A 14,470-nucleotide genomic window follows, 5' to 3' on the forward strand; every position below is an offset into this window, starting at 1 on the left:
AAACTAATGTTTGCAGGGTTTTTTTATGGCAAGCATAGCAGCAGTAGTGAGAAACGAAACTTATTCTCTTGCAATATCGTCTACAACTTGACAGAAGTGCGAAAACGGGAGTATTATACATTAGCTACCGAAAAAAAGCTATAGTGAAGTAATAATTTTCCGAAATTTATACGAACAATCTAACATTAGATTTCTATTAATAAGTAATAGGTAGGTGCAGAAATGAAAAGTCTAATAAGTAAAAAAAGTGACTTATTAAACAGTTTTTTAGGGATATATATAGTAGCTGTAGTCATGTTATGGATGAAAACATACATCACGCAAACAGCACAATTTGATTTAGGTGTAGAAGGAGCACTTCAACATTTCCTTTTACTCTTAAATCCACTAGGTTCAGCAATGCTATTTTTAGGGATTGCTTTTTTAATTAGAGGAAAGAAAAGATATACATTACTGCTTGTTATTTACACGCTGATGTCAATTCTTTTATATGCTAATGTAGTGTATTACAGATTTTTTAGTGATTTTATTACATTACCGACCATTTTCCAAACGCAAAACTTTGGCGATTTAGGTGGTAGTATTCTTTCATTATTAAAACCTTATGATATTTTGTTCTTTGTGGATGTCGTTGTCATGTTTTATTTACGATTCTCAAGCAAAGTTCCAAAAGAAACAAAATCATTTGGATATAAAAAAGCAATGACGATTATTGCTTTTGCATTAATCGTATCAGTTGTCAATTTAGGATTAGCTGAGGCTAGTCGCCCTCAACTATTAACGCGAGGGTTTGATAGAAACTATATTGTGAAATATTTAGGTATGTATAACTATACGATTTATGACTCAGTAGAAACGATGAAAGCTTCCTCACAAAGAGCGTTGGCTGATAGTAGTGATATTACCGAAGTAATTAACTATACAAAATCGAACTACGCTAATCCGAATGCAAAATATTTTGGTGCAGCAAAAGGAATGAACGTAATTTATTTACACTTAGAATCATTCCAAAACTTCCTAATCGACTATAAATTAAACGGTCAAGAAGTTACACCATTTTTAAATTCATTAGCAAAAGATAATCATACATTGTATTTCGATAATTTCTTCCATCAAACTGGTCAAGGTAAAACGTCTGATGCAGAATTTATGTTAGAAAACTCTTTATTCGGATTACCACAAGGTTCTGCCTATATTACAAAAGCACAAAATACGTATCAAGCAGCACCAAGTATTTTAAAAGATTATGGTTATACATCGGCTGTCTTCCACGGTAACAACGGAAGCTTCTGGAACCGAAATGTTATATATAAATCATTTGGATTTGATAAGTTTTATGATGCAAGTTATTATGACACAGCCTCTTCAGATAACATGGCTGAATATGGTTTGTTAGATAAACCGTTCTTTGAACAATCGCAAAGCTTTTTAAATTCTTTACCACAACCGTTTTATACTAAATTAATTACGGTAGGGAACCATTATCCATATAAAATGAATCAAGACTTAGTAACAATCGATAAAGCGAATACAGGCGATGCAAGTGTAGATAATTATTTCCAAACAGCACGCTATGCCGACGAAGCAATTGAACAAATGTTTAATCAACTAAAAGAATCAGGTTTATATGATAATTCAATGATTGTTCTTTATGGTGACCATTATGGTATTTCAGACAATCATAATGCAGCAATGGAACAAGTTTTGGGGAAAGAAATTACACCATATGAAAGTGCTAATTTACAACGTGTCCCATTATTTATTCATGTTCCAGGTATGCAAGGTGGTATCAACCATACGTATGGTGGTCAAACAGACTTGCTGCCAACACTTTTACATTTACTAGGAATTGATACGCAAAACTTTATTCAATTCGGTTCAGATTTATTATCAGATGAGCATAATGAAATTGTGCCATTTAGAAATGGCGATTTTGTGAGTCCAAAGATTTATTCAATTAATGAAAAATTTTATGATAATAAAACTGGATTACTACTAGATGATAGTCAACTAGAGGCAGCACAAGCTATTAAAAAAGAAGTAGATTTTAAATTAGGCTTATCTGACAAAGTAGTGAATGGTGATTTACTGCGATTTTATAAACCAACAGGTTATACGCCAGTAGATCCTTCAAAGTACAATTACAACAAAGATGACAGTATAGAAGCTAAATAATAATTAGTAGGCAGTTCAAGATGATGAGTTTGATATCACGAAGTTTATGATATTGTACCGTTAGCTAGGACTGCCTTTTCGCTTTTTAACACGAGCTGCTAGTGCATAGTATTTCCTGATTTTAGAAGTTAGAAATCTAATTAAAGTAGGAACTGTATGAAGATAAATAACAAAAGCTAGGTTATACTATAATAATGACTTTATTGCTGAAACTAGCATTACGGTGTTAAGGACGATTCGTTTTTAGAAGTAGAAGCAATGAAGTTTTAGGGGATAAGTGAATAACCGAATATCCTATAATGAGAGGGTTTGAAGTAAAATATGACGAATAATTTTTGGCGGGATTTACCGCGACCATTTTTTGTACTTGCTCCAATGGAAGATGTGACGGATGTTGTGTTTCGTCATGTCGTAAGTAAAGCAGGTAGACCAGATGTATTTTTTACCGAGTTTACAAATTCAGATAGCTATTGTCATCCAGAGGGTCAGAAAAGTGTGCGAGGACGTTTGCTTTTTACTGAAGATGAACAGCCTATGGTTGCTCACATATGGGGAGATAATCCTGAATATTTTAGACAAATGAGTATTGGTATGGCGGAGCTTGGTTTTAAAGGTGTTGATATTAATATGGGCTGTCCTGTACCGAATGTGGCTTCACGAGGCAAGGGAAGCGGTCTTATTTTACGTCCTGATGTTGCTGCGGAACTTATTCAAGCAGCGAAAGCGGGTGGACTGCCTGTCAGTGTGAAAACAAGACTTGGCTTCACAGAAGTGGATGAGTGGCAGGAATGGCTTACACATATTTTAAAACAAGATATCGCTAACTTATCAATCCATCTGCGTACGAGAAAAGAAATGAGCCAAGTAGAAGCACACTGGGAGCTAATTCCGGAAATTAAAAAATTACGAGATCAAATTGCACCAAATACGCTATTAACAATCAATGGAGACATCCCTGACCGTGCAACAGGTATGAAGCTAGTTGAACAATATGGTGTGGATGGCGTGATGATTGGACGAGGTATTTTTAAAAACCCATTTGCTTTTGAAAAAGAGCCAAAGGAACATAGTAGTAAAGAATATCTTGATCTTTTAAGATTACAGCTTGATCTTCAAGATCAATATGCTGAGGAGCTACCACGTTCAGTTACTGCGCTGCATCGCTTTTTCAAAATCTATGTTAAAGGATTCCGCGGGGCAAGTGAATTAAGAAATCAGTTAATGAATACAAAGACAACGGATGAAGTACGCGAATTGCTCAATCAATTTGAATAGGTGCCAGTCACTCAAACAATTCTAAATTGTTTGAGTGACTGGCACGTACTACATTCTTACTACGTAGTATCTTAATATTACTTATATTTACCTAATATTCTTTAGATAATACTACTAGTGTCGACAAAAATTGACATGTAATTTATAATGTAAAATTGTAATAATGTTAGTATTATTTTAAGAAAATGAAAAGGCAAACTTACTGAAAGGTAAGGACGCAAAGCTACGAGTCTAAAATCCTATTGGGATTATGATAGTCGGGTTGCCAAAATAATAAACGATTATTTGGCTATCCTTAATTTTTATAATAAGGGTAGTTTTTATTTTCCTAAAAGGAGACAAATTAAAGAACTATAGCGTTAATAAAGTCTTGTTAGTATAGGATAGTAAAAAAACTATATGAAAAAGGAGATTAAAAATGTTAGTCGTTGATAAACCGAAATATAATATGGCGATTTATGAAGCAAAAAAAGAAGTACACGTTCAAGTTCATGGGTTTATTAAAACAGAGCTTGTAGAGGAATATATAAAAGATTTGGAAGAGACTGTGGCGAAAGTACCAAAAAAATCCTATACCTTTGTAGTTGATGCAACGTATCAATCACCTGTTCCATCTAAAGTTTCAGCGGAGCTAGGGCAAACATTAATGTTTTACGCATCACTTGGCTTCAAAGATATCTATATTGTCAATCCAGCCTCTAAAATTGCCTATGTGCAAGTGAGAAATGCTTTAGAGGGAGTGAATTTCCCAGGAACAGTAGTTGACAATGTATCACAATTAGCAACACGATAGTTTTTAAATCACTAGAAGCATATTTGGAGGAATTTATGATGCCAACATTACAAGATGTATATACATATGAAATCATTACAAAAGACCAACCAGACTTAATTGAAAAAGCGGCAACATGTTTAGCAAAAACATTTGTTGGAGTAGATGTAGCCGGTAAATGGGTGCAAGAACCGATAATCGGGTACTCCTTAAAATTACCTTATGATGATTTCTACCAATTCACGAAAGAATACATTGAAGACAATGTGCATCAAGGATACTGTGTTGTTGCGCTCGATGCAGAGCGTAATGTAGTAGGCGCTTTAGTTGGAGATACAAACGCACTGGAAATACATGAAGGTCCTATTTTTAGTGGCACGTTTTCTGATATGAATATAGTGATGGATGTATTAGAGGATATCGATGTTCGTTTCTTAAATGACTATAAACAACGTTATGGAAAAGAAATGGAAGATAATGAAGTGCTGCATTTATTTTTATTAGGTGTCATCGCTGAGCACAATCGCCATGAAATTGTACAAACGTTAGGTGATATTTTAGTTCAAAAAGCATCTGAAGAAGGGTTAAGACTGGTGTTAGCTGAAGCAACAAATCCGAAGTCAATGAGCTTGTTACAGAAGTATCATGGATTTGAAAAGTATGTAAATGTTGAAGGGGATTTCATTGTTCATAAATACGAAAGCAATGAGCATTTAAACGATATCCCAGCGACTGTAGCTGATGGAATTTATATTATTGTAAAAGAGTTATAAAACATCATAGGTAGAGAGAATAGGAGATTTTTATATCATGGATGCTATTATGCTAGTGATTATAGTATTTTTATTATGCACGTCCTTGTATTTTGCTTACCGATATTTTTCGCTTAAACGTCAGGCTGATAGTCAGAGTGAAGTGACAAACGGGGCAGAGGAATTATCTGCAAGTCAATTAAAAGAGCAATTTCATCTATACGAAAAAAATATAAATGAAAAAGGTCAAAATCTTGTTGAACATGGAGAGTATGCAGCGGAGAAGGCTGATATCGTTAGAGCAGCCATTGATGAGGTAGGAAAAGGGTTAAAAAAACAATTAGTAGCTACTGAGGAAAGTTCAACTTCGATTGAAGACATCACAGTGGCTATCGAAGAACTGTCTATAAGATCAAACCAAATTTCAGAACAATCGAATACGACGTTAGAATTGACGCAAGAAGGTAACGAAAAGCTAAAAGATTCGATGGTGAAAATGGAGCAATTTGATCAAACGATTAATACAACTTTTGATGCAATCAATATCCTTGGAGAAAAATCACATGAGATTGGCAAGATTGTCAAAGTAATTACAGGGATTTCAGAGCAAATCAATCTATTAGCATTGAACGCAGCTATTGAAGCAGCTCGTGCAGGTGAACATGGAAAAGGGTTTGCTGTCGTTGCGGATGAAGTTCGTAAATTAGCAGAACAATCGCAACAGTCCGCTGCTGAAGTATCGAATATCGTAAAAAATATTCAAGAAGAGACGGATCGAGTGGTTACATCCATGAAGCAAGGAACGGAAGAGTTTGCACAAACGAATACTACCATTTTAGAAATTGGTACGATGTTCGAAAGAATTGTAGAAACGACAAAAATTATTGCTGAAAATAATGCCAATTCATCTGCAAGTACAGAAGAATTATCTTCAAGCTCTCAGCAAATCATGGTGGCAATGAGAGACATTTCGTTCATTTCACGTGAATCTGTGGAAATGTTTGAGGAGCTAGTTGAAATTAGCGATGACGAATTAAGTACAATGGATAAATTAGTGCAAGAAGCAGGCAACCTTGTCAGCTTAAAAATATAGAGAAATCGGTGCCAGACACTAAAACAATTCAAAATTGTTTTAGTGTCTGGCACTCTTTCATATATTCTAGTAAAAGCTAATAGGGGTAGATATCCATGGACAAACAAAATAGCAAATACAGATGGGTAGTATTTGTTGTTGTATTGTTAACTTATTTGTTAATGGCGAGCCAACGCACAGCGCCAGGATTAATTACAGACCAATTAATGAGTGATTTTCAGGTCACGGCAGCAACGATTGGCTTATTAACAAGTATCCAATTTTTTGTATATACAAGCTTACAAGTACCAATGGGGATTTTGGCTGATCGTTACGGCCCAAATGCTTTTTTAATTTTAGGGGCGACACTTACAGGGATCGGTACAATCATTTATAGTCTTAGTACACATGCACTTATGCTATTTTTTTCGAGAATACTGACTGGAGTAGGGGATGCAACAATTTGGGTTAATATGGTGCTTATTTTGGCACAATGGTTTCATCGTAAGGAGTTTGTACGTTTAATTGGTCTGGCAGGTATGACTGGAAGTCTAGGGTTTTTATTGGCGACAGTCCCCTTCTCCACGTGGATTGATTTACTAGGTTGGAGGATGGCTTTTTGTAGCGCAGGTCTACTATTGACCCTGTGTGGCCTAGTCCTTTATTTTGTACTTGTAAAAAAGCCTAAAACACGCTTTATCAACGAGCAAATTTTTGTAACCGATGAAGAACAACGTGATAAAACATCCGTATTACTGAAAAGAATATTTACCAATCCCCAAGCATGGGCTCTATTTTTTTGTCATTTTGGCGTAGTAGGAGGTTATGTAGGATTTATCAGTTCCTGGGCTGTACCATACGGAATGAGTTTATATGAAATGACACGTTCGGATGCAAGCCAATTGATTATGGTTGGTCTTATTGGGGCACTAATCGGAGCTCCTCTAACTAGTTGGCTGGCTAGCAGGCTAGATACGATTAAAAGGCCTTATATTGTCGTGCATAGTATTGTTTTACTTAGTTGGTTTACGTTTCTTATATGCAATGGACATCCAGCTTTTTTCTTGCTGTTGGTACTATTTTTTATCATCGGCTTTGGGTATGGAGCAAGTGCATTAACATTTGCGGCTGTACGGCAATCATTCCCTTTACACGAAGCTGGTGTAGTTTCGGGATTTGCCAATACAGGGGGCTTTTTAAGTGCCGTTTTGTTGCCCATTATTTTTGGTTATTTATTAGATCATTTTCAATCTGTTTCAGGTTATGTAGATGATGGCTACTACTATGGTTTTATAGTGCCAGTTCTTTTCTCCATCATTGGTTTGTTTGGTGTGCTGTATTTTAAGGAAAAGCGTAGTATCTAAAGGTGTGGAATTGAAAATGAGAGCCACAATCTAAAAATAAAAGTTTATAAATTGTGTTTATCGGAAAAAATGAAATTACTGTGAATGAATAGAAAGCTCTAGTTGTTAAATTTATTATACTAATAGAGCAGTTTAGTTGAAGAAATAGAAGTAGAAGGGTATTTTAAATAGGTAAACTAAAGTGGAAATATAGCGGTCTATATTGGTAAATTTTTTGTTCCACTTTATGTATGGAAGGAGTATTAGTGTTTTGGGAATAACAAGTATGGTCGGATACGTAATTATAGGTGCATTACTTATTCTTTTATTAGTATTCATCTTCGTCATGATAAAAGGGGCAAGAAAGTAAGTGCCAGGTACTAAAACAATTCTGAATTGTTTTAGTGCCTGGCACCTTTTATTTATTTTTGTCTTTTTTCAGCCATTTCTACAAGTCGTTTCGTGATTTCTCCACCTACGGAACCGTTCGCGCGAGAAGAAGCATCTGGCCCAAGTTGTACGCCGAATTCTTGTGCGATTTCATATTTCATTTGATTAACAGCTTCTTGTACACCAGGAACTTGAAGTTTATTGGAACTTCGATTTTTATTAGCCATTTTTCTCACCTCCTTGTGCTATTAGAATGGTCGGCAGTTTGATTTTCATACATTTAAAAACAAGGAAATGTGCAATCTACATACTATAGGCGAGGAATAATTGCAAAGCTAGCTAAAAATACAATTTACTCTGTTATAATAAAGCCTGGCTCTTATAAATTCAGATTTTGCAAGGAAATCAAGGAGGTTTTGCTATGACGAATAATGATATTTTGATTCGTTTACGATATGCACTAGATATTAAAAATACGGATATGGTAGAAATTTTTAAGCTTGGTGGCATGAAATACACTAAAGAGGATGTATTAAACATGCTTATCAAAATTAAAGAAGATGAAGAAGATATCCCAGAGAATTACATTAAATGTAATAACAAAATGGTAGAGGCATTTTTAAATGGTTTAATTACTTTTAAACGTGGCCCTCAACAATCAAAACAAGGTCAACAGGAAGGGCCACCACCGCTTACAGGGAAAGAAAGCCCAAATAATATGCTTTTGAAAAAAGTGAAAATTGCAATGGCTTTAACAACGGAAGATATGCTTGATATTTTATATGAAGGTGGCGTAACAGTATCGAAAGGTGAGTTAGGTGCGATTTTAAGAAATCCTAGTCATCGTAATTACAAAGAATGTGGCGATCGCTTTGTGAGAAACTTTTTAAAAGGTTTAACATATAAATATAGAGATTAAGTATTAAATTGTTAAAGCGAATTGTGGTCGGATGCTTACCTACAGTAAGCGTCCCGCCTTTGTTTGTATTGGATGAAGTACATAATAACAATAAAAGCAATAAAAAATAAATTGAAAAATCACCATTATTTTCTTTGAACAGTTGATAAATGTGACGAAATTGTGTACAATTAAATTGACACAAAGTTGTCACAAAGGGAAAAGAAATGTTCATGAATAGAGGGGTGCTTTTTATGATATTTTTTGATTTTATTTTAATTGCTATTTCTTGCATTAGTATTCCATTAATAGTTGCTGTTATGTTAGACATTTTTTATGCAGAACGTAAAAAAGTTCGTTTTTCATTACGCCGTACTTCTGTATGGTATATGTGCGTTTTTGCATTATCCTTTATTCCAGCTGTCTTACTCGTAACACAACTTGCATAATTGAATAAACATTTAGGGGTAAGTGTTTATCAGAAATTTAAGCAGCAATAACGTGTTTACGTTGTCGCTGCTTATTTTTTGTAAGGACTTTTTACAATAAAGAAGAATATTTTTACATAGTAATTATTTCATTGTTTGTACATAAGTAGTAAAATAAGAGCATGGACTAAATAGTAATTTTGGAAGCTGTATTGATTATTTTTTACTATTATGTTAATTTGAGGAGAAATAAGGGCAAATCTACTGAAAGGTAGAGACGCAAAGCTACAGGTCTAAGGCAGATAACGCTATGATGGCTGGGTTGCAAAAGATTAGTAGTTATTGGGATTTATTATTTTTTTATCTTTAATAACCTATTTCTTTTGAAATAGGTTATTTTTTTTTGACCTATAAAATATAAAGAGGAGGAATTATCTATGCAATTTTTAAAAAATGTTTCATTGAAAAACAAATTATTACTTACAGTTTCAATTATTGTTTTAATGTTGATTTCTATCGTTACAACGCAAAGTATTAGTGAGCTTAACAAAAGAATGAATGTAGATTTGGAACAAGAGTTAAAAAGTGTTGGTATATTGACAGCTATGAATCTCGATAGTGATCAGATAAAACATTTATTAAATGAAAAAGGGGAAAGTAATCCCGATTTTAAAAATCTCCAAAAACAGCTAGATATGATTCAGGAAGAACAGGGGATAATGAGCTGGAGTTATATTTGGGATATGAAAGATAAAGGTGTAAATCCGATAGGGTATACATCCAACTTGAATGAGGTCTATGAAGCTGGTGAGATTTTCGAAGATTTAGCAGATGAACATGTAGCAACAGCTAAGCGTGCAATTGACAGTAATCAGTCTGAAGTGACGAACGTATTTGAAGATCAATTTGGTGCTTGGAGAACAGTATTTACCCCTATTAAAGATGATAATGGCAAAATGATCGCCTTATTAGGTATTGATTATTCCGCAGATTACATAAATACAATCATTAAAACAAGTATGACAAAACAAATTGCAATTGCAGTTGTTGGTTTGATTATTTTACTAATTTTACTTTACATAATTATCGATCGACTATTAAAACCTCTTAAGAAAGTAGTCGATGTTGCAAATCAAGTGGCAAATGGTGAATTGCAACAAGTTGAATTAGAAATTACAAAAGATGAAATAGGGAACTTATCTCAATCTATTCAAACGATGGTTACCAATTTGCAACATATTATTTTAAATATTAGAAATACATCTAATCATGTTTCTTCTGCTGCAAGTCAGTTAACTGTCAATGCAGGAGAGTCGTTTAACAGTTCTACCGATATTGCAAAGGATATGAAACGTATAAATGAGAATGCGGAAGCATCTATGGTGATGACAGAAGAAACTGCTGCAGCTATGGAAGAAACAGCAACAGGTATTCAACAAATAGCTGACTCAGCAAATACTGCTGCCGAATCATCTATAGCAGCATCTCTTGCTTCTGAACGTGGAGATAAAGTCGTGCAACAAGTTATATCCCAAATGGAGCTAATTAATGGTTCAGTAGAACAAATTGGCAAAACCATTAATGGCTTACATGTTAATACGAATAAAATTAGCGATATTGTGAGTCTTATTACAGCAATTGCGGATCAAACTAACTTACTTGCTTTAAATGCAGCTATTGAAGCAGCAAGAGCAGGAGAACATGGTAAAGGTTTTGCAGTGGTAGCAGATGAAGTGAGAAGGTTGGCAGAGCAATCCTCGCAATCAGCAACAGAAATATACAATCTAATTAGTACGATTCAATCCGATTCAAATGCTTCCATTGTCGTGATGGAAAAAGGAAAAGCAGATGTAAAAGCAGGTATGGAATATACAGATGAAGTAGGGGAAATCTTTAAAGAAATTCTTACATCATCGGAAGAAGTCGCTAGTCAAATTCGTGAAATTTCAGCAGCCTCTCAGCAAATTTCTGCTTCGTCAGAGGAAGTTGCAGCGTCTGTCAATAACATTAAACAATCAGCGGAGCTTTCATCAGAGTTTTCATCTAATGTGTCAAAAGCGACACAGGAACAATTAACGACGATGCAAGAAGTGAAAGAGGCTTCTTCTTCTTTAGGAATAACAGCACAAGAATTACAAGCGCTTGTAGCAAAATTCAAATTGGAGAATGATGAAAATGGAAAATAATTTAGCACAAAAAAATGTTCTGATTACTGGTTCTAGTAAGGGCATCGGAAAAGCAATTGCACTTGCATTCGCAAAACAAGGTGCCAATGTATTGATTAACTATATTGGTGACGATCATGAAGCAGAAGAAGTGCGAGCACAGGCTGAAAAGCTAGGTGTACGAGCTTATAAATACCGTGCTGATGTATCAGACTCTCATCAAGTACAGGACATGTTCCGATACATGGATAGTCATCTAGGGCAGATTGATATTCTTGTAAATAATGCAGGATTTGCACAAGCTTCTAGCGTGCTAGATTTAACAGACGAACAATGGGACAGAATGATTAAAGTACATCTTTATGGATGTTTTTATAATTGCCGAGAAGCAGCGAAACGAATGAAGGAACGAAACAAAGGCAAGATTATTAATATTTCTTCAGATATTGGTAGTCTAGGTTGTGAAGAGTTTACGCATTACTCAGCTGCAAAAGGCGGCATTAATGCATTTACGAAAGCTTTGGCAAGAGAATTAGCGCCCAACATCTTAGTAAACGCTGTAGCTCCTAGTGGGACACTCACAGATATCCTACAAGAATTTGGAGAGAACTATATTGAAGAGGAATCTGCAAAGTATCCATTAAAACGCTTGGCACAACCTGAGGAAATCGCAAAAAGTGTACTTTTTTTAGCCTCTGACAACGCTGATTTCTATACAGGTCAGATTTTAACGCCTAATGGTGGAGTAGTGATGAACGGATAATGTAAGAACTAAGGAGCAATAAAAATGTTGAATATTTTAATCTTTAGCGTGTACTTAATTTTTATTTATTATATTGGTTATAAGGGGTATAAACGCGTTAATACGGCAGAAGATTTAATCGTAGCCGGATGGAGCATGCCTCTCTCAGTTGTGACGGGAAGTTTAATTGCGGCTTTATTAGCCGCTCCGTTCTTTTTTGCAGCTGTCGGTTCTGGTTATACGAGTGGCGGCTTTGAGGGATCAGCGACGATGGGTGGTTTAGGGACCTGTATGATTCTTGGTGCGCTTATATGGACCAAACCGCTTAGAAGATTAAAAGGATGGACATTAGCAGACTACTATGGCTTAAGATATGGTAGTAAAAAGTTAGGAGCTTACACAGGGATTGTAATGGCTATCGCCTTTGGAATCTTTAATGCAGCAGCTTTAACGGTTGGTGGAACGTATATTATCCAGCAATTGCTACAAATAGATTTTGTTCCAGCAGCATTATTATTTGTATCGTTAACAGCACTGTATTCTGTAATTGGCGGTTTATGGGCTGTAGCCTACACAGAAATCGTACAAGGTGCGCTAGCAGTAGCTGGTATTTTAGGTATTACCATTTTTGTGTTTATTTATTATCCTGATGTGACGTTTAATCCGGAGTGGTGGAATATAAGTGAATTGTTTAATAAGGCAGGAGCTGAATTTTGGACGTTATATCTTGTATTAGCGCTTGGTGATATCCCTGCTGTTGACTTAGGTCAAAGGGTAGCCGCCGCGAAAAGTCCAAAAGTAGCACAACGCAGTATGATTATAGCTGGTATCGTTATTATAGCGATTAGTTGGATTCCTGGCATGTTAGGTGAAGCCTTTAAAACAATTTATCCTAATAGCACAAATCCAGAAACGTTAATGCTAGCATTTGCACAAGGATACTTTCCTCCTCTTTTAGCTGCAATCTTTTTAACAGCAATGGCAGCGATGGGAATGTCGACTGTTGCCGCATGTTATGTTGCAACTTCTGGTATTATCACAAAGAATATTTATTTAGACTTTATTAATCGTAATCCTAATCCTAAAAATTTATTGAGATTTTCAAGACTTGTGATTTTAAGCAGTGCAGTATTAGGCTTAATCTTGGCTGTTAGCTTCCAAAAAGTAATTGATTTAGCTTACTTAGCTTGGGACGTAATATTCGTGACGATTTTTTGGCCAATTGTCTTAGGTCCATTTTGGAAGCGGGTCAGTACGCCAGCTGTCTGGGCAAGTATATCGGTCGGGCTGATCTATTATATAATCACAACACTAACTTTTGTACCTAGTTTATCCATACAGTCTGAAGGCTTTATAGGTTTAATAAACGAATTATGGCAGGCACCTGTTTTCTCTGGAGTAGTCATTTCAGGTATAACGATAGTGATTGTCAGTTTGCTTGTGCCACCTTCACAACATGTGCTAGATATGCATAAAATTGAAAAAGATAAAACATTAGATAATGTAGGCAGTAAGGACGAGCTAGTGAAACAACAATAAGCTCTGTGTTAGCTTAAAAAGACTTGTTCAACAACACGAAACACTTGAGGATACCAGTGTTTCGTGTTTTTTTATTATCCAAAAATGAAGAATGAAAAGAGAGATAGCTGAATAAGATTTCTACTATAGAGATGTATTTTCCCTATCTATTATTTTGTTGAAAGTGGGATAATAATGAAAACAATCTTTCTAGTATTGTTAGGTACGATATATTTGTTTTTAGCAATGGCAATGGATGCTGAATTCATAAAAAAATTGTACTTTTTAATTGGCATAACCTTAGTCATCATTGGCGTAATACGTTTTATTAAATGGAAATATCATACTTTTAGAATAATGGCGGAGCGTAAAAGTGCAAGTGAAGAAGAGTTAAAGAATATCCCTCATACCCATGGCATCATTGCAAGTGATGCTTTACATGCATTATTACTGAATGAGCAATCCAAAACACTTATACTGGCAGTTAAAGAAGATTGGGAAGCAGAACTAGTAAAGAAAGAAGTCCGTTTTAATGAAATTTATGAGGTAGCGATTGTAGAGGACGGTCATATTGTGGCAAGAACTAGTAATGGTTTGTTTAGTGACTCTTTACTAGCGGGGGATCATCATGTTTTAGTAGAAGAAGCGGAGATTGAGGAAGAAGCATGTGAGGAACAGGAAGTGTCCCAATTAGCTTTAAAAATGGTGGTAGACAATCTAAGCGATCCAATTATAGAGTATATCTTTTTAGAACAAGAGGATGGCATTTCAATAGAAGATGATACGTATATCGAAGCAATGGCGTTGTGTGAACAATGGTATCAAAAGGTCAGTATTATTATCAAGCACTATGAATTAGAGCGAGTACCTATCCGACATTGGCAATAATCCTATATTAGATGTCATCTAGCCTAATAAAAAAGCTATCACGAAGACATTC

Annotated in this window: 13 protein-coding genes and 2 riboswitches; of the genes, 12 read left to right on the plus strand and 1 reads right to left on the minus strand. The window is 35.2% G+C overall.

Translation table 11 applies throughout. The annotated features are described in order from the left end of the window. The first annotated feature begins 222 nt into the window (after positions 1-222). From ltaS to LS41612_RS03280, 6 genes are all read left to right on the plus strand, one after another. Positions 223-2,175: a lipoteichoic acid synthase gene (gene ltaS / locus LS41612_RS03255; RefSeq protein ID WP_024364485.1), complete on the plus strand. Its 1,953-nt coding sequence runs from the start codon at positions 223-225 to the stop codon at positions 2,173-2,175. A gap of 321 nt (positions 2,176-2,496) precedes the next feature. Continuing rightward, on the plus strand, positions 2,497-3,450 hold the full coding sequence (locus LS41612_RS03260) for a tRNA dihydrouridine synthase (protein WP_029747424.1): 954 nt from the start codon (positions 2,497-2,499) through the stop codon (positions 3,448-3,450). Between the two features lie 182 nt (positions 3,451-3,632). Continuing rightward, positions 3,633-3,720, plus strand: a riboswitch (cyclic di-GMP riboswitch). Positions 3,721-3,868: 148 nt separating this feature from the next. Continuing rightward, positions 3,869-4,243: a hypothetical protein gene (locus LS41612_RS03265; protein ID WP_024364486.1), complete on the plus strand. Its 375-nt coding sequence runs from the start codon at positions 3,869-3,871 to the stop codon at positions 4,241-4,243. Between the two features lie 35 nt (positions 4,244-4,278). After that, positions 4,279-4,995 (plus strand): hypothetical protein, encoded by a 717-nt coding sequence (locus LS41612_RS03270; protein WP_227665384.1) that lies wholly within the window; start codon positions 4,279-4,281, stop codon positions 4,993-4,995. Positions 4,996-5,032: 37 nt separating this feature from the next. Continuing rightward, a complete protein-coding gene (locus LS41612_RS03275) occupies positions 5,033-6,067 on the plus strand; it encodes a methyl-accepting chemotaxis protein (protein ID WP_024364488.1) in 1,035 nt (344 codons plus the stop codon). A gap of 95 nt (positions 6,068-6,162) precedes the next feature. Further along, positions 6,163-7,410: an MFS transporter gene (locus LS41612_RS03280; protein WP_024364489.1), complete on the plus strand. Its 1,248-nt coding sequence runs from the start codon at positions 6,163-6,165 to the stop codon at positions 7,408-7,410. A gap of 401 nt (positions 7,411-7,811) precedes the next feature. On the opposite strand, the gene LS41612_RS03285 is transcribed toward LS41612_RS03280, so the two are convergent. Beyond that, on the minus strand, positions 7,812-8,006 hold the full coding sequence (locus LS41612_RS03285) for an alpha/beta-type small acid-soluble spore protein (RefSeq protein ID WP_029747426.1): 195 nt from the start codon (positions 8,004-8,006) through the stop codon (positions 7,812-7,814). A 194-nt stretch (positions 8,007-8,200) separates the two neighbouring features. Here LS41612_RS03285 and LS41612_RS03290 point away from each other — a divergent pair, with 194 nt between their 5' ends. From LS41612_RS03290 to LS41612_RS03315, 6 genes are all read left to right on the plus strand, one after another. Then, positions 8,201-8,698: a YehS family protein gene (locus LS41612_RS03290; RefSeq protein WP_024364490.1), complete on the plus strand. Its 498-nt coding sequence runs from the start codon at positions 8,201-8,203 to the stop codon at positions 8,696-8,698. Between the two features lie 233 nt (positions 8,699-8,931). Further along, the gene (locus tag LS41612_RS03295) at positions 8,932-9,126 is read left to right on the plus strand and encodes a hypothetical protein (RefSeq protein ID WP_024364491.1); all 195 of its coding nucleotides are present in this window, start codon (positions 8,932-8,934) and stop codon (positions 9,124-9,126) included. A 223-nt stretch (positions 9,127-9,349) separates the two neighbouring features. Then, a riboswitch (cyclic di-GMP riboswitch) is annotated at positions 9,350-9,435 on the plus strand. A 107-nt stretch (positions 9,436-9,542) separates the two neighbouring features. Then, complete coding sequence (locus LS41612_RS03300; RefSeq protein ID WP_024364492.1) at positions 9,543-11,291, plus strand: methyl-accepting chemotaxis protein; 1,749 nt, start codon at positions 9,543-9,545, stop codon at positions 11,289-11,291. Continuing rightward, positions 11,281-12,033 (plus strand): SDR family NAD(P)-dependent oxidoreductase, encoded by a 753-nt coding sequence (locus LS41612_RS03305; RefSeq protein WP_024364493.1) that lies wholly within the window; start codon positions 11,281-11,283, stop codon positions 12,031-12,033. Before LS41612_RS03300 ends, LS41612_RS03305 begins: the two co-directional genes overlap by 11 nt. Before the next feature lie 24 nt (positions 12,034-12,057). Next, complete coding sequence (locus LS41612_RS03310; RefSeq protein WP_024364494.1) at positions 12,058-13,551, plus strand: sodium:solute symporter family protein; 1,494 nt, start codon at positions 12,058-12,060, stop codon at positions 13,549-13,551. A 174-nt stretch (positions 13,552-13,725) separates the two neighbouring features. After that, positions 13,726-14,418: a hypothetical protein gene (locus LS41612_RS03315; protein WP_024364495.1), complete on the plus strand. Its 693-nt coding sequence runs from the start codon at positions 13,726-13,728 to the stop codon at positions 14,416-14,418. Positions 14,419-14,470 lie beyond the last annotated feature (52 nt).

It is taken from the genome of Lysinibacillus sphaericus, from assembly GCF_002982115.1.
In the GTDB taxonomy this organism is placed as follows: Bacteria; Bacillota; Bacilli; order Bacillales_A; family Planococcaceae; genus Lysinibacillus; species Lysinibacillus sphaericus.